The organism is Sporosarcina sp. JAI121 (assembly GCF_013408665.1).
In the GTDB taxonomy this organism is placed as follows: Bacteria; Bacillota; Bacilli; order Bacillales_A; family Planococcaceae; genus Sporosarcina.
This window is the reverse complement of the sequence record NZ_JACCCL010000001.1, coordinates 65024-90978: the sequence shown is the minus strand read 5'-3', so window position 1 is coordinate 90978 and position 25955 is coordinate 65024. Positions and strand designations below refer to the sequence as shown.

Sequence of the window (25955 nt, the reverse complement as noted above, 5' to 3'; positions counted from 1 at the left end):
CGTCACCCCCCTTTTAACTTTTATTTTCTTCCTCGTCATCTTCTTTTTTCATCTTAAAATACATAACTGCCGCCAACCCAACCCATATGAATGGCCACGGAATGATCCACCAAAATGTTTCCGCCGGTAAATTGAACATATCTTCACCTCCTGATTTCAAAAATATTTTTACATCGGTATACGAAGTAGAGGTGTATACACACCTCTAATTGGCTTCATCATTCGTTTTCTTTAAACACTCTCTTAATAACCGCGATAATAAAATCTACATCTTCGTCAGTGCAGGACAATGGTGGGCTGAGCGCTAAAATATTGTTATAGCCGGCTACCGTATCGCCGTTCCTGCCGATTATTAGTCCATTCGCCTTGCATTCCCCAATAATCTTTGCGACACGCGCATTCGAAGCAGGTTCTTTCGTTTGCTTATCTTCAACAAGTTCGATGCCTAAGAGGAAACCGAGGCCGCGGATATCACCAACAAATGGGTGGTCCTTCAAGCTTGCCAACTCTTTTTGGAGACGCTCGCCAAGCTCGGCCGACCGTTCAACAAGGCTTTCCTTTTCGATGATTTCGAGGTTCTTCAATGCAACAGCGCAAGCCGCGGGATTTCCGCCGAAAGTATTGATATGACGGAGATGGCTATTTTCTTCATCCGTGTCAAATTTTTCATAAATATCTTTTCGCACAGCCGTGACTGATAACGGTAAGTAGGCGCTTGTCAGCCCTTTCGCCATCGTAATGATATCCGGCTTTACTTTATAGTGCTGATGGCCAAATGCTTTCCCTGTTCTCCCGAATCCGCAAATAACTTCATCAATGATTAGAAGGACTCCGTGCCGATTACAGATTTCCTGGACTTTTTCCAAATAAATCGGATGTGGAATCAAAACCCCGCCGCCAGTAATGAGAGGTTCCATGATAATCCCTGCAATTGTCTCTTTCTGCTCCCAAATAATTTTTTCTTCGAACTCTTGAGCACGTTGTATGTTGTATTCTTCAACCGATTGATTTGCCGGTCTTCGGTAATTATCCGGTGGTGCAATGTGCAGAAAACCTGGAACAAGCGGTTCATATTTATATTTTCGTAAAGCTTGACCTGTGGCCGAGAGCGCGCCCATCGAACTTCCGTGGTAAGCCCGGTATCGGGAGATGAACTTGTAGCGTGACGGTTCCCCGTTTTGCTGATGGTATTGGCGCGCAAGCTTAAATGCCACTTCGTTTGCATCGGATCCGCTATTCGAATAAAAAAACACATAATCGTCGCCAAGCATTTCATTCAACTTTTCAGCAAGCTCAATGGCTGGTTCGTGACTTTGTGTCAACGGTGCATATGCCAGTTTTTTCATCTGTTCATACGCAGCTTTTGCAAGCTCCTCCCGCCCGTATCCGACGTTCACACACCACAGTCCGGACATTCCATCCAAGTAACGATTGCCGTTATGATCGGTGATCCAAGCCCCTTCCCCACTTTCGACGATCATCGGCGGATTCTTTTCATTATAGGCGGAAATGTGATGCCATATATTTTGACGATCCTTTTCAACCAATGTTGACGTGTCCTGTTCCACTTTTGCCATCCTCTTTACCCTCTTTCCCTATCAATAGTAGTAACGAATTCTAATCGCAAACTTTCAATTTCCAACATCAATTCCGATTACTCGGAAAGTCGAATGCAGCACCTTTTTTATTGTCTGTATTTTCCGGCCATCTTTCAGATATCGTTTTAATTTTCGTGAAGAATCGAACAGTATCCGGTCCGAACATATGACTTTCACCAAATTTCGAACGCTTCCATCCACCAAAGTTGTGGTAGCCTACCGGAATCGGGATAGGCACATTGACGCCTACCATGCCGACTTCAACTTTCTCCGTGAATTCGCGGGCTGCAGGACCACTTTGCGTAAAGATCGTGACCCCATTCCCGAATTCGTGGTCATTTACCAAATCAATCGCTTCGCTCAAGTTGTTTACGCGAACTACAATCCTTGCCGGTCCGAACACTTCCTCCCGATAAATCTCCATTTCCGGTGTGACGTTGTCCAGTAAAGTCGCCCCTAAATAGTACCCATTATTATTTTTCCCTGCGTCGGGATCACGCCCATCTACACAGAGTTTTGCGCCTTCCCGCAAACTGTCTTCGATTGATTTGAGGACATTGTCTTTGGATTGCTGCGTAATAACCGGTCCAAAGTCTGCTTCCTCATTGTCATAGGAGCCCACTTTCAGCTCTTCGACCCTTTTTCTCAGTTTCTCAACAAATACTTCGGCTGTATTCTCACCCACTGGCATCGCGACGGAAAGGGCCATACAACGCTGGGATGCCGCTCCATATGCAGCCCCTAGAAAAGAATTTACTGCAAAATCAATATCAGCATCCGGCATGATGATCATATGGTTTTTCCCGCCACCGAATGCGGCTACCCGCTTATGATGTCGGCTGGCTTCTTCATAAATATATTCCGCCACTTTTGTAGATCCGACAAAACTGACAGCCATCACTTTTGGATGTGTGATTAATGCATCAACTGCTTCCTTGTCGCCGTTCACTACACTCCATACCCCGGCAGGAAGCCCAGCTTTTTCCCACAGCTCTGATATGAACAGTGCAGAATTCGGTACGCGTTCAGAAGGTTTTAATACAACCGAATTACCGCATACGAGCGCCATTGTTGTCATCGCAACCGGTACCATTACAGGGAAATTGAACGGCGAAATACATGTAACGACGCCAAGCGGCTGTTTAATAGAGAAAGAGTTTATGTTTCCGCCTACGTCAGATGAATGCTCTCCTTTTAAGAGGTGAGGTGCATTTATCGCAAAATCAACCGCTTCGATTGCACGGCTAATTTCTCCTTTTGCATCCGAAATTGTTTTTCCGTTTTCCCGTCCAATCGTTATAGCAAGTTCTTCAGTTGCATCAATAAGTAACGTTCGGAATTTGAATAGCACTTCCACCCTTTTGGCGACAGGCGTTTTCCTCCACGCATGAAAAGCTTTATCTGCAACTTCTACCGCCTCGTTCACGTCTGCGGCTGTTGCATAAGGACAGACTGCAATTTCTTCTCCAGTGGATGGATTATAAACAGGTCCAAAACGTTCAGTTTTCCCTTCTGATTTCGCTCCGCCTATAAAATGATGTAGCTTCTCCACCGATTTATTTTCACCTACAATATGATCTAGCTTGTTCATATTTAGTTAACCCCCTGTTTTAGTTTTTGTAAGTTGTTGACACTTTCCCTTTCAATCATTTGAAAATAGTCAAACTAAATTCTGCTTTGCCTTATCATTATATTAATAGAAATTTTGACTTCTGCTTGACGTTTTGTATAAATTAAAACACTTTGACTTTACACTTTGTCCAAAACGAAATATAGTTTCCTTAGAACACCGATTCTAATTGAAGTGAATTTCATTTCCTATAAAACAGGCAAATGCCCCTAGTATGGTACTAGGGGCATTTGCCTGTTTTACTCTAAAAAATATTTAAATATAAAATCTCTTCAAATGCGCTTCAGCGCTTTGAGGATGCCTCTCGTCATAAGCCTGACCGCTGCTTACGGCTTCGGCTACCCCAGTAAAGCGCCTTCGCTTAGTTTACATAGGTATACATTTGTTCAACATATATATCAAGCTTCGTTTTCCTTAAACACTTTCTTCATGACCGCAATAATGAAATCAAGGTCTTCATCGGTACAAGACAGCGGCGGGCTCAGCGCCAGGATATTATTAAAGCCAGCAACTGTATCGCCGTTCCTTCCGATGATAAGTCCATTCGCTTTGCATTCCCCGATAATCTTTGCGACGCGGGCGTTGGTAGCGGGCTCTTTCGTTTCCTTATTCTCAACAAGCTCGATACCCAATAGGAATCCGAGCCCGCGGATATCGCCAACAAACGGATGATTCTTCAAGCTTGCCAACTCTTTCAGAAGACGCTCGCCAAGCTCAGCCGACCGTTCGACAAGATTTTCTCTCTCAATGATTTCAAGATTCTTCAACGCGACTGCGCATGCCGCTGGATTCCCGCCGAAAGTATTGACGTGACGGAAGTGGCTGTTATCTTCACCTGTATCAAACTTTTCATAAATATCTTTTCGAATGGCTGTTACTGATAGTGGCAAGTAAGCACTCGTCAGCCCCTTCGCCATCGTAATAATATCCGGCTTCAAATTAAAGTGCTGATGCCCAAATGTTTTTCCGGTACGTCCGAATCCGCAAATAACTTCATCAATAATCAGAAGGACCCCATGGCGATTACAGATTTCCTGAACCTTTTCCAAATAGACCGGATGCGGAATCAGGATACCCCCTCCTGTAATGAGCGGTTCCATAATAATCCCGGCAATTGTTTCCTTCTGTTCCCAAATGATTTTCTCTTCAAACTCTTGGGCGCGCTGTATGTTGTATTCTTCAACGGACTGCCCCGCAGGTCTGCGATAATTATCCGGTGGTGCAATGTGCAAGAATCCCGGCGCAAGCGGTTCATACTTGTATTTCCGCAGTGCCTGTCCTGTCGCTGCCATTGCCCCCATTGAACTACCATGGTAGGCCCGGTAGCGGGAAATGAATTTGAATCGGGATGGTTCCCCGTTCTGTTGGTGGTATTGACGCGCAAGTTTAAACGCTACTTCATTAGCATCGGATCCACTGTTGGAATAAAAGATTTTGTAATCATTGCCGAGCATTTCATTCAACTTCTCAGCCAATTCAATTGCCGGTTCATGGCTTTGTGTCATCGGCACATAGGCCAACTTTTTCATCTGTTCATATGCGGCTTTCGCCAATTCCTCACGACCGTACCCGACGTTCACACACCAAAGTCCGGACATTGCATCAAGGTAACGGTTTCCATTATGGTCTGTAATCCAAGCACCTTCCCCACTCTCTACTACCATTGGGGGGCTTTTTTCATTATAGGCAGAAATATGGTGCCAAACGTTTTCCCGGTCCTTTTCAACTAATGACTTTGTAGTTTCTTTTGCTATAGTCATTTCCTCTACTCCCTTCTATTTTCACAATCAAATTCTTACATTAGTGACGTGCCGTCAACATTTTCTTCCTTGTGTAAAATTCAATTCCATCGCGGCCATTCGCGTGAAGATCGCCGTAAAACGACTTTTTGTAGCCGGAGAACGGGAAGAATGCCATTGGAGCTGGAACACCAAGATTAACGCCAAGCATTCCTGCATCGATTTCTTCTCTAAACTGGCGAATCGCCTTCGCGCTGTCAGTGAACAAACAAGCACCGTTTGCAAACTCCGATTTGTTCGCAAGCTCAATCGCTTCCTCTAATGTAGCCACTCGAACAATAGACAATACAGGAGCAAAAATTTCTTCCTTCCAAATCTTCATTTCTTGAGTAACATTATCGAAAATCGTCGGCCCGACAAAATAACCGCCTTCAGAAGTGGACTTATCATCGCGACCATCACGTAACAGTTTAGCGCCTTCTTCAATGCCCGATTCGATGTAACCAAGTGTTTTGTCTTTATGCGAATCCCGAATGACAGGCCCAAGGAATATACCTTCTTCCAACCCATTACCAATTGTCATTTTATTGGACTCATCTACTAATCTTTCGACTAATTCATCCGCAACATCGCCGACTGCAACGACGACCGCACAAGCCATACATCTCTCCCCTGCAGATCCAAAAGCCGCATTAATAATATTCGTGACAGTCAAATCCATATCCGCATCCGGCATGACAATTGTATGGTTTTTAGCGCCTGCTAATGCTTGAACACGCTTGCCATTCGAAGTTCCCGTTTTGTAGACGTACTCAGCGACTGGCTGGGAACCTACAAACGATACCGCCGGAATATCTGGATGATTAAGAATACCGTTCACGACATCATGGGCGCCGTGTACCACATTGAATACACCATCAGGCAACCCTGCTTCATGCAGCAATTCTGCAAGACGGTTTGCCAGAAGAGGGGTCCGCTCTGACGGTTTTAGAATGAACGTATTTCCACTCGCAATGGCTAGAGGGAACATCCAGCAGGGCACCATCATCGGGAAGTTGAATGGTGTAATTCCACCAATGACCCCAATCGGATAGCGGTACATGCCCGATTCAATATTCGTCGCGATATCAGGAAGCTGATGACCCATCATTAATGTAGGCGCACCTGCGGCAAACTCGACACACTCAATGCCGCGCTGCACTTCACCATAAGCTTCAGCATAATTTTTGCCGTTTTCAATCGTTATGATCCTTGCGAGTGCTTCCCAGTTCTCTATTAACAATTGCTGATATTTAAATAGGATTCTTGAACGTTGTGGCACAGCAACCTTCTTCCATTTTGCAAATGCCGTTTTTGCTGCCTCTACCGCTATATCCAAATCTTCAAGCGTAGAAATGGGAACTTCCGCTAGGATTTCTCCCGTCGCAGGATTCGGTACCTCTTCATATTTATCTGTCGTTGATTTTACCCATTGTCCATTGATGAAATTTGAAAGCGTTTTCTTTTTCACTTCTGTGACTGTCATTTGTATTCCTCCTATTCTATTTCCCTTGCTAGTTGATGCTATTTTCGTTAGACTTCATAATATACTTTACAAATAATTTAGACTAGTTTCAATTTACACTTTGTCTAATCATTGGACAATTAGTTTAACGTTGTGGAGGTGCTTTGAAGTTGAATGAATTAAAATTGACGGTTAAAGATATTCTGGAAAGGGATTTGTTTAAATACGCGAAAGTTATTGCCGGAAAAGAAGGGCTGGACCGGAAAGTTAGATGGTCACACATATTAGAAGTAAAAGAGTTTGAATCACTGATTAACGGGGGAGAGCTGATTCTTACGACAGGTGTCGGCTTACAATTGGACTTACCTACCCAGCTTATGTATGTCAAAAAGTTAATCGAAAAAGGCGCGGCTTGCATCTGTATTGAAATGGGTTCCTATTTTATGAAAGTTCCAATTGAACTTATCAAATTGGCAGATGAACATGACTTTCCAATCATCGTTTTTGAGAAAGTCGTTAAGTTCGTGGACATTACCCAGGATCTCCATACACTAATCGTCAATCAACATCACAAAATGCTTTCTCAATTGGATAAGTTATCACGGGAATTCATAGAGCTTTCCCTTTCCTCAAACGGTATATTAAAAATCCTAAAAGAACTGTATCACTACTTCCAACAGAGTGTTTTATTTATCACCGATAGTGTAAAACCTTATTATTACCCTGCAGAAACGAAAGAATTGGAAGGATCTATTCGGAACTATTTAGATTCCTCTAAATCGAATAATCCAGAAAAAAGGCTTTTTACTATCGACAATAAAACTTTTGCACTCATGCCTGTCAGAGGGCTTGGTCAAGTATGGGGAAATCTGTGTCTACAAGTGAAGGAATCCCTTCCCGATGAATTTTTCTTCCTTGTATTAGATCGTGCAGCGTTAGCGATTGCACAAATTTTGTTAAGAAATCGAACTATTGAAGAACGAAAACAGAACTTGGAAGACGAATTTGTTCGAAATCTATTGAATGGACAACATTATGAAATTGACGATTTACAAACCTTTTTACCATCCGCCAGTAGAAATCTCCATTACAGGGTTTTTCGAATACAGATGAATAACTCTGAAATGAATTGGAGTGAAAACGACTGGGATGAAATCAAACTGCAAAGGTCGATGATCATCCGTTCCCTTTTTAAACACCACGGTTTCTTTCCAGCTGTATCTTCGAAAAGAAGCGAAATAGCGATTATCGCATCTTTTATAGCTGCAGACCATTTAAAAGTGGAAACGGGACGATTCCATCAAATTATTGAAAGTATTATGGAAACGAATGAAAATGAATTTATTGACGGTACAAAATGCACGTTTGGCATCAGTACAGTCTATAAGGATATTTCAGATGTTACAAGGGGCTATCAAGAAGCTGGCGAGGTCCTGAAACTGCTTGAGGCGACCTCCTTGAAATCGTATTTTTATGAAGATTTGGGGGTCTATCGAATTCTCCTCCCTTTAAAAAAGAACGGATATCTTGAAACTTATATTCATGATCACTTGGGGCCGCTAATCGACTACGACGAAAAAACAGAAAGCGACCTTTTAGAAACGCTTTCTATTTATTTAGAGCATATGGGGTCCAAGAAAGAAGCGGCGGAACGTCTTTTCGTCGTCCGGCAGACTCTATATCATCGTATAGAAAAACTTCAACAACTTCTTGGCGATGATTTCATGGAACCTGCGAATCGCCTTGCCTTAGAAATCGCCATTAAAGCGCATGATCTTTTGGGAAACAATACAGTAGAAGAAAAGAAAGCCTCATTTGCTCCCTGAAGCAAAGTGGCTTTTCTTCTCTTGAATATAAATTCATCAGTATATTGTAGTGCCCGCCTTTTTACTCAAACAAGGATTCCCCAAAATCAGTGCAACCTTATTACTCGTTAAATCCATAACAATACTAAAAACGGTTTCCATATTTTCATGCGTTAATTTACTTGGATTTCCATGGCGACATATGGAGTCAGGGTAATTGTCATGATCGGCTAATAAAGAAAAGATGTCATCGGCGTCTGGATCGCAGTCTAGGGAATTTACAAGCTTATCGATTACTTTTAGGCGTTGATATGAATCATCATGAGGGCTATCAAAAACTTCATTTCGCATTGCAAGTTCACAAATATGATTCGTGTGTAGGAGTACTCCATCTTTCGGGCCGATTTTTGCGGTATAGATTGGAGATACCTCAACACTCATCATCTTCTTCTCTTTTGAAGCGATTAAAAAGTGAGCAGGGGACGCCATTTGGTTATGATCGACTGACGATAATGCCTCTTCAAAAGTATACGAATCTAACACCGCCCGTAATCCAAGATGGATCGGGACTTTCGCCTCGCAAGTGCGGGTCAACAGTGCATTCAAGCAAACCCCAATCCCTGAATCATTACAACCAATTTTCCCGATAATGCCGCCTTCTGTAACCATTTCAATGTTAGGTTTATTTGGCTGCTCGATTTTTAAAAATAAAAGGGAATCGGTTTGCTCCCCTTTCCAATCCCAATTTTGTGCTAACCATGTTTTTGAACTTCTCGGCTCGGTTATGGCCAATGAGGTACAGCCATCCGGGGAATTTGTCAGTGCAATTTCACTTCTAGCATTCAATGTAAGTATATCCTCAAATTCCACACCCGCTCCCCGTGCAATACCTTCCATTTCATCAAGGTATTCTGGACGATAGGCTTCAATTGCATTGAAGTGCAAAAGTGCTTTTTCCTTTGCTTTTTTCCATGACAATGAGGCATACCCCTTAAATAGTTGCTCATACGTTTCCAAACTGCGATGAACTTCTTTCTTTCCTTGCACACCGTGTTTCAATCCAATACTAAAAGATGTTCCGTGTAGTTCAATCGTTTTCAAGGCTTCACATCCCTATCAAGAGTTTGCTTTTTCCGGCAGTCTCTCATAAACAACTTCACCATCAATCATCGTAAACTCCACTTGCACAAATGGAATTCCCTCGACTTTTGACTGTATTATCGATTGATCTAAAATGATTAAATCCGCTAGTTTCCCCGGTTCGATTGACCCTGTCTCATTTTCACTGAACGAAGCATATGCCCCATTAATGGTATACATGCGAATTGCATCCAGTAATGAAATCGTTTCTTTTTCCCCAATCACTTTTCCGTTCTGTGATAGTCTTGTGAGTGCGCTATGGATTCCACGCATTGGTGAAAAATCCGTGACTGGGCAATCGGAAGCTATAGCTGCAGGAACCCCTGCCTCCAAGTAACTTGCCAGCGGATACATTTGCTCGGCTCTCTTTCCATAGCTCACACAATAGCCATCTCCGTATTCATGTAAAAATGCGGGATTCGGAGTCGGTATGACCCCTTGTATTTTCATCCTTTCAATTAGGTCTGGAGCGGCGATCCCTGCATGTTCAATACGGTGTCGTGCGTCTTTTCGGGGATACAATTTGTTCGCTTTTTCAATACAAGTTAACAACATATTAATAGCCGCATCGCCTTGTGCATGGGCCGTAATTTGCCACCCTTGCTCATGTGCCGGGATAAACAATTCCTCTAACTGTTCCTGTTCGAAGTAATGGACCCCGAAGTCTGAGGAATCACTAGTATATGGCTCTCTTGTCCAGATTGTCGGACCGCTACTGCTGCCGTCCAGAAAAACTTTCACAGGACCGATTTTAAACCGATCATTCCCAAGGCCTGTCACTATTCCAGAGTTAAGAAGCGCCTTTACAACATTCTCCGATTTACTTAGCGCGCCCCCCATTGCATATACTCTTTGCTTAATAATTCCTTTTGCAGAGTCTTGCTGAAGAGCTCGCAAATTGGAAGTTCCATATCCCGAGGCGTCATGGATAGAGGTGATTCCGGCTTTTGAAAAATGCTCTGACGCAACAGCATGAGCCTCACCGATTTCATCTTTGGAGAATGCCGCTACTTGAAACATTTGCATATGGGCGTTTTCCAGAAGGAGCCCCGTCGCTTCACCATCTCCATCTCGTTCAATAATTCCACCTTCCGGATTAGGTGTGTTTTTATCGATTGATGCGCAGCGGAGTGCATAACTGTTAACAGCAGATATATGACTGCATGCACGGATTACAATTATTGGATGATCTGTGGAAACGGAATCGAGCTCTTCTTTTGTCGGGAAGCGCTTGTCTGCTATTTTTTGATCATGATACCCCCAGGCTCTAATCCATTCCCCACTTGGTGTCATCGCTGCTTGTTCTTTCAATAGCTGTAGTAAATCTTGTATTGAGGTTATGGAGTCATTTTTACAGGAGACGGAAAGCTCATTCGTTCCGTACATCGTAATATGAAGATGAGAATCAATAATTCCTGGCATTAGAGTACGACCGTTTAAATCGATTACTTCGCTATGATCATCTTGCAGTTGCAAAATATCTTCTGTACTCCCAACCGCAATTATACGGCTTCCCTGTACTGCTACCGCTTCGACCACTTGATTTTCGTTGTTTACCGTTATCACTTCACCGTCTACAAATAAGTATCTCTTATCCATAAAATCATCATCCTAACTGTTATTTCTCATTTTGTTTGATTAACCAACCCAGTAAACTATTACCCTTCTACGGAAACCTTCACTTCCTCCGTTAAAACAGTCGGATTAGAACTGATTTTGGCGACCGCCTTATATAGCAGTTCGGTACCAAGTGCGATATCTTCCGGTGCTGAATATTCTTTCGGATTATGACTGATGCCCTCTTTTGACCGGACGAAAATCATTCCATAATCGCACACATAGGACATTGCAAGTGAATCGTGGAATGGTCCGCTCATTAGCTCAGGAGGATTCATCCCCATTTCCTTACTCTCTGTTCTCAAAACGCTCATGATCTTATCGCTGCAAAAACGCGGTTCATTTCTTGTATCTTCTGAAATGGTGCAAGTCAGCCCGTTTTCTGTCGCAATTTTATCAATTTCTTGTCGGAAATCTTTTTCAATTTCATCCCTACGCTGTTCATCTATGTCCCGCAGATCCACTGTAAAGGTTACTTTTTCCGGAATGATATTTCTGGAATCCGGGAAAACCTGCAAACTGCCGACCGTACTAACCGTAGGCGCCCCCGGAATTTCTTTTGCAAGATCATTAAGCTTGACGATCACTTTCGCTGCGCCGACAAGTGCATCTTGCCGCATCGGCATTGGAACCGAACCGGCATGTCCTGCAAGACCTGTCAACTCCACCGTAAGCCATAATGGACCTGAAATTCCCGTAACGATACCGATAGCCTCACCTTTCGCCTCCAGGACCGGCCCTTGTTCAATATGAAGTTCTAAAAACGCAGCTATTTGGGAAGGATCGTATTCAGACTCCTTGAATTTATCCGGATCACAACCGAATTCGATTAACGCATCTCTTCTGGTGATACCATTTTTGTCTTTCCTGTCTACTTCTCCCTCTTCCAATCTACCCAAAATGCCTCTTACTCCGAATAATCCTTTGTTAAATCGGCTTCCCTCTTCATCGGAAAATGCAGCCAATTCAATCGGTAGTAAAGGCGTTATTTTTTGCTCTTGCAGTGTCTGTATTACTTCAAGTGCGCCAAGGACGCCGATAGCGCCGTCAAACCTACCTCCATACGGTTGTGAATCAATATGCGAGCCTATCATGAGCGCTGGCGCACCAGGTTCCTTCCCTTCCAATCTACCAATCAGGTTTCCAAAGTTATCAATCCTTGCCGCGAGACCGACTTCCTCCATCCACTTCTTAACCTTTAACACGGCTTCTTTATCTTCGGATGAATGGGCAAGCCTGCAAACACCTGTATCCCCAATTTTCCCAATTTCAGCAAGTTCTTTAATTCTCCCATTTAGTCTTTCAGCGTTTATCGTAAGCATCTACACATTTTCTCCTTTCGTTTTTCAAATAATAGTATCGGATTTTCATCTCACATCTTCATATTCCGGCTGTTTTACCGATACGAATACTTTTGAAGCTAAACTAACGAAAAACATCACCAGAATATTCATGATCAAAGCTACAAATGATCCATTTATATCTTGTACCCATTGGGGAACATGCGGTAATAAATCTCCAATTCCAAGGCCTTTCAATGTCATAATCAAAACAACGACTACTCCCGTAACAATTCCTGTGAATGCCCCTTGTTTTGTAATCATGTTGTTCTTTTGAAGACTTAGGAAAAGGGCCGGAGCCAATTGAACAATAAGGCTGTAGGACATAATATTCAAAATGGCCATCGCTTCGCCACCTGTTATTGTGAAATATAAAGCGATCAGGGAAATCAGTACAATAAACAGTTTAGAAACAGTCAACAGATGTTTATCTGAAGCTGTCGGAACGATGACTTTATACATATTTTGCGTTAGACCTGCAGCACTCGACATGAGCATGACGGAACATGGAACTAAAGCAGTTAATAGACCAGCTGCTCCAATAATCCCGACAATCCAAGGGTCAAACGTCTTGATCGCCAGCATAAGAAGGGCAAGATCCCCCTGCGCCGCTTCAAGTTCCGGAATTACAGTAATAGCAGCGAATCCGACAAAGAAAATGAATAGTAGTAGAATCGTATACAAAGGCAATGTGATTGCATTTTTCCGCAAACCTTTTGCACTTTTCGCTGATAATATCACCATAAAAGAGGTCGGAAGAATATAAAATCCGATAGCGTTGAAAATAACAGTTGAAGTAAACCACGAATTACTGAACCCGGCATCCGGCAACGTCAGAAGCTCAGGTTTTACCAATTCAACTGCCTCGAACATGGGCTTGATTCCCCCAAAGTAATGAAAAGGGATGTACAAACCAAGAAAAATAACGACGATTAATATCATGAAATCTTTTATAATCGCTGTCCATGCTGAACCATGGATACCAGAAACCATCACATATGTTGCAACAACGGCCGCTCCGATACAACTTGCCATAACGGGAGTTATTGTACCGTATGATGCTTGTGAGACAATGATGCCGAGCCCTTTAAATTGAATAACGATGTATGGAATTAGGGCTACACAACCCACAATCGCAACTAAGATTCCTAAAGCGGTGCTCTTGTATTTAGAAGCAAAGAAGTCCGGTTGTGATATGAGATTGTTATCCTTACAATACTTCCAAATTTTCGGAACGAACCAATACGATAATACATAAGCAAGGAAGATGTAAGCGGGTACATAATAAACGGCAGCCCCTCTAGTAAATGTCCATCCGCTACCACCGAGAAAAGTAAAGGTCGTATATACTTCTCCCGCAATTAGAAAGAAAATGAACAGCGTTCCGAACCCTCGTCCTCCAACTGTCCATTCTTCCATGCTCATCTTTTTTCCTCTTGTTGATAATATCCCGATAGAAAGAGCTAAAAGAAGAAATAGACTAATAATGATTAATGATATATTCACTCTGTCTCACCTTCCTTATTATCTGGATCAAACTTATAAACAATGGTTAAGAGTAAAGGCGAAATCACCATCCACAAAACTAGCCAAAACAACAAAAATGGCATTCCAAGGATGTATGGCTCGATTCGATTCGCCCATGGCAGCAACCCCAAAAAGCCGATAAATGGTACTGCGATTAATAATTTAATATACTTCATATCGCTCCCCCTCACTTTTTTCAAAAAGCTAAATCAATTTACGAAAAATCACTAATTGTAGCTCCCCTGAATATTCTCCATCAAACACCAAATTTTACTGCTATATTCTTTATCTGTGTATAGTTTCTTAATGCTACGAATCCTTTTTCCCTTCCAATTCCGCTCTTTTTATAACCACCGAACGGCATTTGGATTCCACCCGCTGCTCCGTAATTGTTAATAAAAACTTGACCCGATTTCACTTTTGAGGCCACATAATGCGCAACGTCAATATTTTGTGTCCAAATTCCCGTAACTAGACCATAGTCAGTTCCATTGGCCAATTGAATAGCTTCTTCCGTATCTTTGAAAGTAAACACGCTTAATACCGGTCCAAATATCTCTTCTTGGGCTACCGGGCAAGAGGGGGATAATCCATCTATTATTGTAGGTTCAATGTAAAGGCCATCTTCAGCTCCTGCAATGGATACTGCTTTTCCACCAACCACAATTTCGCCTGATTTTTTAGCTTCTTCAATCCGGTTCATAATTTGGTCATATTGTCTTTTATTCAAAATCGGTCCGATATCCTTATCTTCATTTCCAGGGCCGATTGTCAACTCACTGAATTTTTCTACTAACCTACATAAAAAATGTTCCTTGTATGACTCTTCTATTAATAGCCTCGAACCCGCGGAACATGTTTGACCAGCATTTTGAATTATCGCTTTAACGACCCCTTCCAACGCTTTCTCTTCAGATGCATCAGCAAATACAATATTTGGGGACTTACCACCAAGTTCGAGGGTAACGGATACCACATTATTCGCGGCCGCTTTCATTACCGCAATTCCTGTATTCACAGACCCAGTGAATGTTACATGATCGATGTCGGGATGTGCCGATAAAGGACCTCCGACATCCACACCTAACCCCGTTATATGTTGGAAGATCCCTTTAGGTAAATCACTTGCAGCAAACCACTCTGCAATCGCATGAGCAGTCAATGGTGTATCTTCCGCAGATTTGACGATGACTGCATTTCCTGTCGCAATTGCAGCAGCTACACTTCTGGAAATGATTTGAAGCGGGTAATTCCATGGAATGATATGAGCTGTTACGCCAAGAGGCTCAAGAACAGTTGCGTTTAAAATCCCTTCCTCAATCGGAATCGTCTCCCCCATCACTTTATCTGCCGCACCACCATAGAACTCGAAATACCTGGCGGCAGCTTCAACATCCGAACGTGCTTGAGACATCGGCTTTCCGACATCTTCACACTCCCACTCACTCCATTGTTCTGCGTTTTCCCTAATATAACTCGCAAAACTCACAAGTAATTGCCCACGTTCGAAAGTCTTCACTTTTTTCCACTCATCACTTTCGAACGCTATTTGTGCGGCAGCAACCGCTGCATCTACATGGCTTTGATTTCCTTTAACGATTTCAGCAATTTGCGTTCCATTTGATGGATTAAAAATCGGCATCCACTCATGGCTATCGTCACCAATCCACTCTCCATCAATAAGCATTGGAATCCGTTTCATATTACTCACTGCCTCCTATTTATTACAGTCCTCTTCCACCATCGACGTTCAATGTCGCGCCAGTCACCATTTTCGCACCGTCTGATAATAAATAGACGACAGCTCCCGCTATATCATCCGGTTGAATCAGCTCGCCTAACGGAACACTTTGCTTGAACACTGCATCTTTCATTGCAGTGACGTCCGCGTTTTCCTCGGCGAATTGTCCCAGCATATTTGTATCCGCGGGACCGGGATGGATTGTGTTGACCCGTATTGAATACGGCGCTAATTCGATGGCCATAGCCCTTGAAAAACTTTCCGCTGCTCCTTTTGACGCGATATATGATTGTAGACCCGGTCGCGGCCTTACTGCTGAAATAGAAGCAATTGTAATAATTGAGCCTTGACGTTTCGGTTTCATATATTTAACTGCCTCTTTGCATGTAATGAATAAACTTGTTGCATTCACATTCAGAAGGCGGTGCCATTGCTCTAAAGAAACCTCCTCGATTGGAGTTTGAGATTGCGCAATACCCAACGCATTGACTAACCCGTCGATTTTTCCGTGCGTATTACTAATTTCCGAAAATAGTTCCGAAATTTTTTGTTCATCTAATACGTCGGCCACCTTGGCTTCAAAATTATCTTGCTGAATATCTGACAGCGACTCCACTGATATATCAATTCCAACGACAAATGCACCCCGTTCTACTAGCTGCAAGGCAATAGCTTTGCCCATCCCACCGCCAGCACCTGTCACTATGATTACTTTGTTAGTTAGTTTCATGCATTAAACTCCCCATTTCCCCAGTAACATACTGTTCTTTTATTTTCTCTGCAATTGCTGAACCCATTTGTTTTGTTGTTGCACTCCCGCCGATATCAGCCGTCTTTACTTCCCCTTCAATAAGTACTTTTTCAATCGCCTTGATGATGATAATTGAAAGATCTTCTCTTCCTAAATGCTCTAACAGCAAAGCAGCTGACCATATTTGAGCTATCGGATTCGCTATCCCTTTTCCAGCGATATCCGGTGCAGACCCATGAACTGGTTCAAACATCGAGGGGTACTTTTTTTCCGGATTAATATTGGCCGAAGGAGAAAGACCCAGCCCGCCTACGATTCCGGAACCAAGATCCGACAGAATGTCTCCAAAAAGGTTGGATGCGACGACAACCTCAAATGTTTGCGGTCGTTGGACGAAGTACGCCACAAGTGCATCGATGTAGGCTGATTCAAGTTCCAACCCAGGGTAACCTTCAGCAACAACCCGCTTTACATGCTCGTCCCATAGTTTCATCGCATGGATGACAGCGTTTGACTTTGTCGCACTCGTCAACTTTTTCTTGCCGTTTTTTACCGCATAGTCACATGCAGCGATTGCTATTCTCTCAATTCCTCCACGTGTCATAACCGTATTTTGAATGGCGAGCTCGGATGCTTGCGAATCAAACATGCGCCCACCGCTATCAGAATACTCCCCTTCCGCATTTTCACGGAATATGACAAAGTCGATGTCATCTCCAGAGGCAAGCGGTGATTTAATTCCTGGTAACGATTTAACCGGTCTGAAGTTTACATATTGTTGAAATCGCTTTCGGATTGGCATGATTAATTCCCACACTGTGACGTCATCCGGAACACGCGCATCCCCGATGGCTCCGAATAATATCGCATCAAAAGCCTGTAACGTTTCCAGTCCGTTTTCAGGCATCATCCTTCCGTTAGCAACATAGTAGTCCGAGTTCCATGGAAATTCCTCCATAGTTAGAACGAAATCTTGTTCGTGCTCTTCTAGTACCTTCAACACTTTTAAGGCTTCTTCCATAACTTCAATACCGATTCCATCCCCTGGAATAATTGCAATAGTAAATTCTGTCATATTTTATCACTCCTTGCCATTCAGAAAGCGTAAAGCTGCATCCCTGTAAATAGCCGTAGTAACTGCCAGTTCTTCAATATCTACATATTCATTGATTTGGTGTGGGATATCTCTGTCTCCGGCACCAATTGTCACAATCGGGATACCATGCATATGAAGAAACGTTCCATCTGTCGCCCCAGGAACTCCATTATAAATGGGCGTATCACCTGTGACTGATTCCACTGCGCCATAAATTGCTTGTACGACAGGATCATCAGTTGCTGTAATTGTAGAAGGACGGTTATCCAAAATCGTCAGTTCCACTTTAAAATCCTGGTCATCTTCTTTAAGCTTCTGAATAATGGAATTTATTTTCTCCAATAATTCATCATGATTTTGACTGGGAACCGTTCGAATATCAAGCGTCATCATGCAGTGATCCGGTATAACGTTAATTTGTGCATCACCTTTTACCGGGGCTTGTAAAATTGTCGGCGTAATCGAAGGCCATTTCAAATAGGGATCTTCGCCCAATCTTTTTTGCTCTTCTTTCTCCAACTTTTCCAGTTCCACTATGAGCCTCGCCATGCGCCAATTCGGGTTTATGCCGCTCCAAGATATTGCTCCGTGCGCCATCTTCCCATACACGTCCACTCTTATTCGCATAGCCCCTCGTTGCGCAATACAGACATTATTCTCTTCAGGTTCGCAAATGATTGCACCATCTACCCCATCTGCCCACCCTTGTTGAATGAAGTGCTTAATGCCGCTCATCATACCTTCCTCATCAACAGGTATGCATAAGATGATTTTCCCGGAGAACTCTTCTTTATCCTGAAGAAGTGAATGAACAGCTGTAATCATGCACGCCAAATTCCCCTTTGTATCATTCGTCCCTCGACCGTACATCCGTCCGTTCTCAATATGCGCACTAAAAGGGTCGTAAACCCATGCATCCCTATCCCCTTCAGTCACCACATCGGTGTGACCTTCGAATAGAAGTGTTTTACCAGGTTTTCCGGAGTCGACAATGCCGATGACGTTCGGTCTACCTGGAACAACCTCTTCCATATGTGTTTCAATCCCAATTTTTCTTAAATAAGCGGCAACATGCATCGCCACTTTTGTTTCATTTCCATCCAGGGTATTTTCCCTATAAACACTGGGTATGCGTACAAGTTCCGAGGTTAAGTTAATTACGGCCTCTCGATCACGAATATAAGTCTTGTTTTCAACCTTTACTTTCATATAATGTTCCTCCCCGTTAGCCATTGATGAAAACAATAACAATAATGGCTTACAATTAAATTAACTCTTTTAAATATTCTATACTAATTCTAGTAAGTAACCGTTTTCATTGAACTAGACAAAGTGTGAGCACTTCATGTTAAAGTTTAGACATATTGCCTAACTAGTAAAAAACATCGATATATTTAACGAATTGTATAAGTATTCTTCATATTTTTTTACAACCTGTCTACTATAATTCAGCTAAATTATTGTATGATTGATATATCTATCGGGTTGAATATTCAGTCACCTATATTTGAAAACGCTTACACTTCGTGGGGGCTTACTATTTTCACAGAGGAGGAATGTAGATGTCTAATCAGCAAGGACAGTTAAATCCAGATTTGAAAATCCGGCACATCAGCATGATTTCAATTGCGGGTGTTATTGGAGCCGGTCTGTTTATCGGAAGTGGCGCAGTTATCAACGCCTCGGGACCTGGCGCGATTCTATCTTACGCATTTGCAGGTACAATTGTCGTCTTGGTTATGCGGATGCTTGGCGAGATGGCAGCTGCCCATCCAACAAGTGGCTCTTTTTCCACCTATGCTACCGAATCGATCGGACCGTGGGCAGGCTTCACAATTGGATGGTTGTATTGGTTTTTCTGGGTTGTCGTTATTGCGATAGAAGCAATTGCCGGTGCAGCAATTATGCAATACTGGATTCCGGAATTCCCGCTTTGGTTAATGGCATTGATCCTAACCGTTTTGTTAACACTTACGAATCTTTTTTCGGTGAAGTCATTCGGGGAATTCGAGTATTGGTTTTCCCTCATTAAAGTCGTTAGTATCGGTTTGTTCCTCGTTCTTGGGCTTTGTGTGCTTTTCGGATGGTATCCAGGCGTAGATGCTCCCGGAACGGTGAATCTATTAGGGGCAGGCGGATTCATGCCGACTGGGTTTGGTTCGGTCTTATTGGGAATTACCGTAGTCATCTTTTCCTTCATGGGTACTGAAATTGTCACGATTGCTGCCGGCGAATCAGATCATCCGGCAAAAGCGGTCCGGATTGCGACAAACAGTGTCATCTGGAGGATTCTAATCTTCTATATCGGTTCTATCGCGCTTGTGGTCACTTTGTTGCCTTGGAATTCCACTAGCCTGCTTGTCAGTCCGTTCGTTGCGGTTCTTGATTATGTTGGAATACCTGCCGCAGCCCAGATTATGAACTTTGTTGTCTTAACCGCGGTTCTCTCTTGCTTGAATTCAGCATTATATGCAAACTCGCGCATGTTGTTTGGAATGGCGCAAAAAGGCGATGCGCCGAAAGCATTTTTGAAATTAAGCAAGAAAGGCGTTCCTATACGTGCGATTTTATTCAGCACGCTCTTTTCCTATATCGCGGTCATTTTTAGTTATACTTCTCCAGACAAGATATTTTTGTTTCTAATTAATTCTTCAGGAGCAGTTGCCCTTTTGGTGTACCTTGTCATCGCGTTTTCGCATCTGCAAATGCGAAGAAGACTTGAACGGGAAAACCCTGAGGCACTTCAAATTAGAATGTGGCTATTCCCTTACTTGACGTATGCGACCATTTTCGTCATCGCGGGAATCTATGTTGCCATGCTTATCATTGAATCATTACGTGTACAGGCAGTGCTTACATTGCTGATTGCAGGGGTGACCGTCGCTTCTTATTTCATCTTTGCTCGAAAGAAAGACGTTGTCGGTGAATTGAAGAAGGGTATTATTCAAGCATCTTCCAGGACGCTTCGCTAAAAAAAGAACATCCGGAGTCTCTCATTTGAGCGATTCCGGATGTTCTTTTCATTACAGTTTTCAGCCATAAAGGTCGTACCAGATATAAAAAACATGAATTAGGTTGAAATAAAAAATACCATTGAATTCGCTGCTGCGCGACTAGTCTTAGGGCTTCGGCTACCCCTTAAAAGGCGCCTTCGCTTAGTTAATATTAATATTCATTTGTTCGATATATCGAGTTCAACACCTTCGTATTCCTCTTCGCAGATTACTCATTAACGGTTATACCTCTTCATCACTTCCATAAGTTTTTCATGGTTAATAGCCTCGACAATTTTCCCGCTTGGTTTAAGTGCCGTCATACTTTCTGCCGCAATCATAGAGTTAATAATCGCTTCATCAATCGCATGACAAGTCTGTTCATAAATCGGGTCGAATTGTTGATCGTTAGTAGATTTCATATTTAAAATCGGTACTTCCTTTTGTTGAATAGACATTTCATTTGCGGTTGAAAATGCGAGGAATATATCGCCAGAATCGTTCCCCCCGGGACTACCACTTCTTCCAATTCCAATGGAAGCGCGTTTGGCAAGGCGTTTCAGTTGATGAGGCAACATCGGGATATCAGTCCCGATGATTACAATGATTGAACCCATCTCCTTTGTGAGCAATGTATTCTCAGTCAAGTATTTTCCAACTGGGACGCCTGATATTTTTAACCAATCCCTTTTTCCGTAGTTTGCTTGCACGAGCACGCCGATGTGATATTCTTCCCCGTCGATATGGAGTTTACGTGAAGAAGTTCCGGTACCCCCTTTAAATCCGTAACAAATCATACCCGTTCCGCCGCCAACATTCCCCTCCTTCAACTCACCCGATTGAGCAGATTGCAGTGCAGCCAAAACATGCTCTTCCTTAACATGCATGCCGTTAATATCATTTAAAACACCGTCATAAGTTTCAGCAACGACAGGCATCGCCCATAAATGTTCAGTTAAGAATTGATCCTTATAATTATCTATCATCCACTTCACGACCGTCTGGTGGACCGTGCCGACCGAATGAGTATTTGTAATGCATATTGGGCTTAAAAAATACCCGCCGTCGTTTATCCAATGGGTTCCTGTCATTTCACCATTGCCATTGAAAGAAAATGTTCCAGCCCAGATCGGTTTCATTTCATTTTGTTTACCGCGCGGCAAAATGGCAGTTACTCCAGTGCGGATTGGGCCTTCCCCTACTACCAATGGACCTTCCCCTTCAACAATTGTTGAATACCCAACGGCAACTCCCGGAACGTCAGTGATTGCATTAAAGAATCCCGTTTCTCCTTCAAATTCCAACCCTATATCGCGTGCCCGCATCTGAATCATCCTTTCCAATACCTATTATTTCCCCGATTTCTGTTCTTGCTTTCAACTATCATCTTCGTAATCACTATACTTCATTTTTCAATACCCATTAAACAATTCGTACATATCGATTGATTCAAGTTTTTGTCGGTACTATTTAAGGTCAGAGGTTACCTTTCTTATATAGTTAAGGTTTTCCCTTGTAAATATAATTGTTTGTTTCATGATGAAAGCTAGATCATGTTGATTTCCGCTCCAGGCGCACGCTTTCCTCTCCAATCAACAGTGACACCTTGTATATATATAGTCGTAAAAAAAATCGGGTATCGCCATGGAATGAGCGATACCCGATTTCCCAACTTTATTGCTTTCTAAAAATCCATCCATATTTTAATAGCAGTCCCAAAAATAAGAAACGCTAATAGCCATTGCAATACTTTCGTATTCATCTTCTGACCGATTTTCGCTCCAAGAGGGGCTGCTAAAACACTTGCAACAATCATGATAGCAGCAGGTCCATACAGCACTTGATCGGTCGCAATTTTTCCGATGGCTGAACCGATTGAAGATATTAACGTAATCGCGAGTGATGTCGCAATCGTTATCCGCGTTGGAATCTTCAGGATAACTAACATAATGGGTACGAGAATAAATGCGCCTCCCGCTCCTACAATCCCTGCCCCGATTCCAACAATGAATGAAAGTACTGCCGCCATCCATTTATTGAATACCAATTGGTCAGCAGGAACGTCATCCACTTTCTTTTTAGGGACGAACATCACGATCGCTGCAAGCGTTGCTAATACCGCATAGACAATGTTCACCGATTCCTCGGACATCCCCTTTGACCCCAAGCCACCAATAAAGCTCCCAAGGATTATACTCGTACCCATGTATAGAACTAGGGTTTTATTAATGAAACCACTCTTACGATAAGCCCATACTCCCGAAATCGTTGCGAATAGCACTTGAATAACGCTAATTCCCGATACTTCATGGGCTGAAAAAGCGGCCACTCCAATAAGGGGCGGTATATATAACAATATCGGATAATTAATGATTGCTCCGCCGATGCCGACCATTCCAGAAACAAACGAGCCGACAAATCCAATTAAAAATATGGTGGCAATAAACGCGAAATCCACTATTTTTCCCTCCTTCCAAAAGGAGAAGAGGTATCTAGTAAACAGACACCCTTCCATTTCGCATTAGCCTTTTTGAATCCTAAACGTAAAGATGCCGCCTTCTTCTTTTTGTTCAAGCAGGTCATGCCCGCCGGACTTCGACCATGCGGCTAAATCCGCGACGGAACCTTTATCGGTCGCGAGGATTTCCAATACTTCTCCTGTTTCCATTTCCTTCATCACTTTTCTTGCACGTACGACCGGCATTGGACAAGCCAATCCTTTTGCGTCTAATACTTTGTTTGCGTTCATAAAAAATCTCTCCTCTTTCTCTAATTTTATATACTGAAGCAATAATTTCTTCAAATCCCCTTGTGAGGCGCATACGCTCAATTTATATAGTTATCTGACCGCACAACGATTTGGTCCGATTTCCATTTCACGTTGGGATTCTTCATCAGGCGTTACTTTCCCCATATTTGTTTCACGGATTTGTTGGTAAGCATTCGGTTGTGGTGGTAAATTCCCAGTCACCATTTCCCTGAATTCCGTTTCGTCTTCGATGTTCAAACCGCGGTTTTCAGCGAATAATGTACCCAATTTTTCAGATACACTACCATCCACATTCAATTCGTCAACAATCATGAAGTGCGCGGGCAGAACAATCAGTTCTTCCGACAATTCTTTATAGCGTTTGTACAATGACTCCCGCAAATCTCCAACCCAATCCTCAGCTAAGCCGGCAAGATCGGGGCGTCCGATTGACTCGATAAACAAGATGTCACCAGAAAGTAAATACGTATCATCCACTATGAATGACGTAGAACCGATCGTATGTCCAGGTGAATACAAAGGTTGGATTTCAATCTTGGTATTACCGACCCGAATGTCGCGCCCTTCTTCCAATGCTTCATAGGCAAACGTCACTTCACCGGCGTCTTTCGGCGGCAACCAGTACGTTCCACCCGTAGCCTCTGCAATTTTACGACCTCCGGAAATATGATCTGCATGAAGATGCGTATCAATACTATGTGTTATTTTGACATTTAATTTATCTGCAAAATCGAGGAATACGTCTGTCATTCGTGTCGCGTCGAGAATTACCGCTTCCCCATCCGAAATAATCATGTACGACAAACAACCTTTACCGATCCGTACGAACTGATACAGCTCTCCGCCGTTCCTCAAGTCACCGATTTTAACCGGCTCCAAATGTTCACTCCACGCTTTCATACCGCCCTGTAAATAATGAACCGCGCGACCCTCTTCCGCAATCATTTCTGCAACCATAATAGAGGATCCCTCTTTCGCGCAAACAACGACAATATCCTGATCCACAGGAAGCCGACCCAGGATTTCCTCAACCCCATCGAGTAAATCGAAATAGGGGATATTAAGATACTGAATGTTTTCTCCTTCAATTTTCCAATCTGCAAAGGCATCTTCATTGCGAACGTCCAATATAAAAAACGGTTCTTTATTCACTACTTTTTTTGTTATCGTACTAACTGTCATAGGTTGAACTATCATTTGTATACCCCCTCTAGTAATTTCAGTCATTTATTGCACGACCTTTTCCATAGGTCCGTTCCATTCGCTCATACCAGGCACAACATTCTTCACTTTTGAAAAGCCGGCTTCAGTAAGTTTACGGGAAGCCGTATCACTGCGGTTCCCTGTACGGCATATGATGTACATTTCCGTTTCTTTATCAAGATCCCCGAACGCCTCTTCAAGTTCACCGAGTGGCATTGACTTAGCTCCTGGAATGTGACCGAATGCATATTCCGCAAATTCACGGACATCCAGTACGAGCGCATCAGGCGTACCGTCTAAAAATGCTTGCAATTGTTCATTAGATACAACATGCGGATGTTTCTTTTCAACTCTTTCTTCTTCGCTTGATTTTCGTAAATAATGCGTAAGAACTTCCGCATCTTCAGTCGTGCCCAAGTAGTAATGGCCGGAACTCTCGGCCCATGCTTTTATATCAGCCGTGGACCCTCTATCTGTTGCCTGTACTTCCAATACATTTCCCGGTTCCAATCCTTTCATGATTTTTCTCGTTTTGACGATTGGCATTGGACATGCCATTCCTTTTGCATCAAGGATGAAATCAGTTTTTATCATGTTATCTTCTCCTCCTACATATACTCGTATGGGTATATTACGAGATAAAAAAATAATATTATTCTAGCGGACCTTCCCAGTCATTCATACCGCCAATCATGTTCACTACTTTGAAGCCGTGTCCCTCAAGCAACTGTACAGCTCTTCCGCTACGTCCCCCGGAGCGGCAAACCATTGTATACTCAATACTTTTATCTAGCTCATGCATACGGAACTCCAGTAATCCGAGCGGAATATGGATGGCTCCAGGGATTTTCCCCTCTTTCACTTCATCCACTTCACGCACGTCAATCAGGTGAATCGTTTTATTCGTATTCAACCTTTCTTGAACTTCTATTGGTGTTATTTCTATCATCTAAGTCCCTCCGATTTCATTCGAATTTAATTAAATAAATAAGTTTACGTTGCCATCCTGAGCATCCCCGAGATAAGCAGCAACTCCGGCATACTCGATACCATCCAGCAGTTCATCCTGCTGAAGTCCTAGAAGATCCATCGTCATTGTGCAAGCGACAAGTTTAATATCCTGTTCTTCCGCCAGTTCGATCAATTGCGGTAGCGTCATCGCATTATGCTTTTTCATGACATGCTTAATCATTTTAGGACCCATTCCAGCATAGTTCATTTTAGAAATACCCATCTTATTCGCACCGCGCGGCATCATTTTTCCAAATACTTTCTCCAGCAAACCTTTCTTTACTGAGACCAGTTCATCTTTTCGAAGTGCATTCAATCCCCAAAATGTATGAAAAATCGTTACTTGGTGATCATAAGCAGCAGCACCATTTGCAATGATGTATGCAGCCATTGCTTTATCGTAATCTCCACTGAATAATACAATGGTAGTTCTCTTCGTTTCAGACATTCAAATCTTCCTCTCTTTTACCCTGGGGGGTATAATATATAG

Annotated in this window: 23 protein-coding genes; 2 read left to right on the top strand and 21 right to left on the bottom strand. The window is 42.8% G+C overall.

The genetic code is table 11. From position 1 onward, the window contains the following. Nucleotides 1–13: 13 nt before the first annotated feature. The 5 genes from HDC33_RS16415 to HDC33_RS00455 all read right to left on the bottom strand — a co-directional run bounded on the left by HDC33_RS16415 (nucleotide 14) and on the right by HDC33_RS00455 (nucleotide 6492). Entirely contained in the window at nucleotides 14–139 is a 126-nt protein-coding gene (locus HDC33_RS16415; protein ID WP_255457257.1) for a hypothetical protein, read from the bottom strand. Between the two features lie 79 nt (nucleotides 140–218). Further along, complete coding sequence (locus tag HDC33_RS00470) at nucleotides 219–1577, bottom strand: aspartate aminotransferase family protein (protein WP_179390582.1); 1359 nt, start codon at nucleotides 1575–1577, stop codon at nucleotides 219–221. Between the two features lie 67 nt (nucleotides 1578–1644). Then, complete coding sequence (locus HDC33_RS00465; protein ID WP_179390581.1) at nucleotides 1645–3189, bottom strand: CoA-acylating methylmalonate-semialdehyde dehydrogenase; 1545 nt, start codon at nucleotides 3187–3189, stop codon at nucleotides 1645–1647. A gap of 437 nt (nucleotides 3190–3626) precedes the next feature. Then, the gene (locus HDC33_RS00460) at nucleotides 3627–4988 is read right to left on the bottom strand and encodes an aspartate aminotransferase family protein (RefSeq protein ID WP_179390580.1); all 1362 of its coding nucleotides are present in this window, start codon (nucleotides 4986–4988) and stop codon (nucleotides 3627–3629) included. A 40-nt stretch (nucleotides 4989–5028) separates the two neighbouring features. Further along, entirely contained in the window at nucleotides 5029–6492 is a 1464-nt protein-coding gene (locus tag HDC33_RS00455) for a CoA-acylating methylmalonate-semialdehyde dehydrogenase (RefSeq protein ID WP_179390579.1), read from the bottom strand. Between the two features lie 149 nt (nucleotides 6493–6641). Here HDC33_RS00455 and HDC33_RS00450 point away from each other — a divergent pair, with 149 nt between their 5' ends. Then, the gene (locus HDC33_RS00450) at nucleotides 6642–8297 is read left to right on the top strand and encodes a PucR family transcriptional regulator (RefSeq protein WP_179390578.1); all 1656 of its coding nucleotides are present in this window, start codon (nucleotides 6642–6644) and stop codon (nucleotides 8295–8297) included. Between the two features lie 36 nt (nucleotides 8298–8333). On the opposite strand, the gene HDC33_RS00445 is transcribed toward HDC33_RS00450, so the two are convergent. The 9 genes from HDC33_RS00445 to HDC33_RS00405 all read right to left on the bottom strand — a co-directional run bounded on the left by HDC33_RS00445 (nucleotide 8334) and on the right by HDC33_RS00405 (nucleotide 18697). Continuing rightward, nucleotides 8334–9377: a C45 family autoproteolytic acyltransferase/hydrolase gene (locus HDC33_RS00445; RefSeq protein ID WP_179390577.1), complete on the bottom strand. Its 1044-nt coding sequence runs from the start codon at nucleotides 9375–9377 to the stop codon at nucleotides 8334–8336. Nucleotides 9378–9392: 15 nt separating this feature from the next. Next, entirely contained in the window at nucleotides 9393–11015 is a 1623-nt protein-coding gene (locus HDC33_RS00440) for an amidohydrolase (RefSeq protein ID WP_179390576.1), read from the bottom strand. A gap of 59 nt (nucleotides 11016–11074) precedes the next feature. Further along, nucleotides 11075–12355, bottom strand: a complete 1281-nt coding sequence (locus tag HDC33_RS00435; RefSeq protein WP_179390575.1) for a M20 family metallo-hydrolase — start codon at nucleotides 12353–12355, stop codon at nucleotides 11075–11077. 45 nt (nucleotides 12356–12400) lie between these two features. Then, complete coding sequence (locus tag HDC33_RS00430; protein ID WP_179390574.1) at nucleotides 12401–13879, bottom strand: sodium:solute symporter family protein; 1479 nt, start codon at nucleotides 13877–13879, stop codon at nucleotides 12401–12403. Then, complete coding sequence (locus HDC33_RS00425; protein WP_179390573.1) at nucleotides 13876–14076, bottom strand: DUF3311 domain-containing protein; 201 nt, start codon at nucleotides 14074–14076, stop codon at nucleotides 13876–13878. Before HDC33_RS00425 ends, HDC33_RS00430 begins: the two co-directional genes overlap by 4 nt. Before the next feature lie 80 nt (nucleotides 14077–14156). Beyond that, a complete protein-coding gene (locus tag HDC33_RS00420) occupies nucleotides 14157–15602 on the bottom strand; it encodes an aldehyde dehydrogenase family protein (RefSeq protein ID WP_179390572.1) in 1446 nt (481 codons plus the stop codon). Nucleotides 15603–15624: 22 nt separating this feature from the next. Then, complete coding sequence (locus HDC33_RS00415) at nucleotides 15625–16371, bottom strand: SDR family NAD(P)-dependent oxidoreductase (protein ID WP_179390571.1); 747 nt, start codon at nucleotides 16369–16371, stop codon at nucleotides 15625–15627. Beyond that, entirely contained in the window at nucleotides 16358–17467 is a 1110-nt protein-coding gene (locus HDC33_RS00410; protein ID WP_179390570.1) for a tartrate dehydrogenase, read from the bottom strand. Before HDC33_RS00410 ends, HDC33_RS00415 begins: the two co-directional genes overlap by 14 nt. 6 nt (nucleotides 17468–17473) lie before the next feature. Beyond that, on the bottom strand, nucleotides 17474–18697 hold the full coding sequence (locus tag HDC33_RS00405) for a M20 family metallopeptidase (protein WP_179390569.1): 1224 nt from the start codon (nucleotides 18695–18697) through the stop codon (nucleotides 17474–17476). Nucleotides 18698–19050: 353 nt separating this feature from the next. Between HDC33_RS00405 and HDC33_RS00400 the strand changes: the two genes are divergently transcribed. After that, nucleotides 19051–20460: an amino acid permease gene (locus HDC33_RS00400; RefSeq protein WP_179390568.1), complete on the top strand. Its 1410-nt coding sequence runs from the start codon at nucleotides 19051–19053 to the stop codon at nucleotides 20458–20460. 257 nt (nucleotides 20461–20717) lie between these two features. Here the strand turns inward: HDC33_RS00400 and HDC33_RS00395 are convergent, their stop codons facing one another. The 7 genes from HDC33_RS00395 to HDC33_RS00365 all read right to left on the bottom strand — a co-directional run bounded on the left by HDC33_RS00395 (nucleotide 20718) and on the right by HDC33_RS00365 (nucleotide 25913). Then, entirely contained in the window at nucleotides 20718–21815 is a 1098-nt protein-coding gene (locus tag HDC33_RS00395; protein ID WP_179392559.1) for a DmpA family aminopeptidase, read from the bottom strand. 350 nt (nucleotides 21816–22165) lie between these two features. After that, entirely contained in the window at nucleotides 22166–22939 is a 774-nt protein-coding gene (locus tag HDC33_RS00390; protein WP_179390567.1) for a sulfite exporter TauE/SafE family protein, read from the bottom strand. A gap of 63 nt (nucleotides 22940–23002) precedes the next feature. After that, a complete protein-coding gene (locus HDC33_RS00385) occupies nucleotides 23003–23230 on the bottom strand; it encodes a sulfurtransferase TusA family protein (protein ID WP_179390566.1) in 228 nt (75 codons plus the stop codon). Nucleotides 23231–23320: 90 nt separating this feature from the next. Further along, nucleotides 23321–24448 carry an MBL fold metallo-hydrolase gene (locus HDC33_RS00380; RefSeq protein ID WP_179390565.1) on the bottom strand — a complete coding sequence of 376 codons (1128 nt, stop codon included), beginning with the start codon at nucleotides 24446–24448 and terminating at the stop codon, nucleotides 23321–23323. Between the two features lie 30 nt (nucleotides 24449–24478). Further along, entirely contained in the window at nucleotides 24479–25048 is a 570-nt protein-coding gene (locus tag HDC33_RS00375; RefSeq protein ID WP_179390564.1) for a sulfurtransferase TusA family protein, read from the bottom strand. 58 nt (nucleotides 25049–25106) lie between these two features. Further along, nucleotides 25107–25403: a rhodanese-like domain-containing protein gene (locus tag HDC33_RS00370; protein ID WP_179390563.1), complete on the bottom strand. Its 297-nt coding sequence runs from the start codon at nucleotides 25401–25403 to the stop codon at nucleotides 25107–25109. A gap of 30 nt (nucleotides 25404–25433) precedes the next feature. Next, entirely contained in the window at nucleotides 25434–25913 is a 480-nt protein-coding gene (locus HDC33_RS00365; RefSeq protein ID WP_179390562.1) for a DsrE/DsrF/DrsH-like family protein, read from the bottom strand. Nucleotides 25914–25955 lie beyond the last annotated feature (42 nt).

What these genes read in the sequence shown, in the direction of transcription:
- HDC33_RS00465 (WP_179390581.1), bottom strand. Translation starts at nt 3,189, where the DNA reads ATGAACAAGCTAGATCATATTGTAGGTGAAAATAAATCGGTGGAGAAG.
- HDC33_RS00365 (WP_179390562.1), bottom strand. Translation starts at nt 25,913, where the DNA reads ATGTCTGAAACGAAGAGAACTACCATTGTATTATTCAGTGGAGATTAC.
- HDC33_RS00425 (WP_179390573.1), bottom strand. Translation starts at nt 14,076, where the DNA reads ATGAAGTATATTAAATTATTAATCGCAGTACCATTTATCGGCTTTTTG.
- HDC33_RS00440 (WP_179390576.1), bottom strand. Translation starts at nt 11,015, where the DNA reads ATGGATAAGAGATACTTATTTGTAGACGGTGAAGTGATAACGGTAAAC.
- HDC33_RS00400 (WP_179390568.1), top strand. Translation starts at nt 19,051, where the DNA reads ATGTCTAATCAGCAAGGACAGTTAAATCCAGATTTGAAAATCCGGCAC.
- HDC33_RS00405 (WP_179390569.1), bottom strand. Translation starts at nt 18,697, where the DNA reads ATGAAAGTAAAGGTTGAAAACAAGACTTATATTCGTGATCGAGAGGCC.
- HDC33_RS16415 (WP_255457257.1), bottom strand. Translation starts at nt 139, where the DNA reads ATGTTCAATTTACCGGCGGAAACATTTTGGTGGATCATTCCGTGGCCA.
- HDC33_RS00410 (WP_179390570.1), bottom strand. Translation starts at nt 17,467, where the DNA reads ATGACAGAATTTACTATTGCAATTATTCCAGGGGATGGAATCGGTATT.
- HDC33_RS00395 (WP_179392559.1), bottom strand. Translation starts at nt 21,815, where the DNA reads ATGATTCAGATGCGGGCACGCGATATAGGGTTGGAATTTGAAGGAGAA.
- HDC33_RS00375 (WP_179390564.1), bottom strand. Translation starts at nt 25,048, where the DNA reads ATGATAAAAACTGATTTCATCCTTGATGCAAAAGGAATGGCATGTCCA.
- HDC33_RS00380 (WP_179390565.1), bottom strand. Translation starts at nt 24,448, where the DNA reads ATGATAGTTCAACCTATGACAGTTAGTACGATAACAAAAAAAGTAGTG.
- HDC33_RS00470 (WP_179390582.1), bottom strand. Translation starts at nt 1,577, where the DNA reads ATGGCAAAAGTGGAACAGGACACGTCAACATTGGTTGAAAAGGATCGT.
- HDC33_RS00435 (WP_179390575.1), bottom strand. Translation starts at nt 12,355, where the DNA reads ATGCTTACGATAAACGCTGAAAGACTAAATGGGAGAATTAAAGAACTT.
- HDC33_RS00385 (WP_179390566.1), bottom strand. Translation starts at nt 23,230, where the DNA reads ATGAACGCAAACAAAGTATTAGACGCAAAAGGATTGGCTTGTCCAATG.
- HDC33_RS00460 (WP_179390580.1), bottom strand. Translation starts at nt 4,988, where the DNA reads ATGACTATAGCAAAAGAAACTACAAAGTCATTAGTTGAAAAGGACCGG.
- HDC33_RS00420 (WP_179390572.1), bottom strand. Translation starts at nt 15,602, where the DNA reads ATGAAACGGATTCCAATGCTTATTGATGGAGAGTGGATTGGTGACGAT.
- HDC33_RS00415 (WP_179390571.1), bottom strand. Translation starts at nt 16,371, where the DNA reads ATGAAACTAACTAACAAAGTAATCATAGTGACAGGTGCTGGCGGTGGG.
- HDC33_RS00455 (WP_179390579.1), bottom strand. Translation starts at nt 6,492, where the DNA reads ATGACAGTCACAGAAGTGAAAAAGAAAACGCTTTCAAATTTCATCAAT.
- HDC33_RS00370 (WP_179390563.1), bottom strand. Translation starts at nt 25,403, where the DNA reads ATGATAGAAATAACACCAATAGAAGTTCAAGAAAGGTTGAATACGAAT.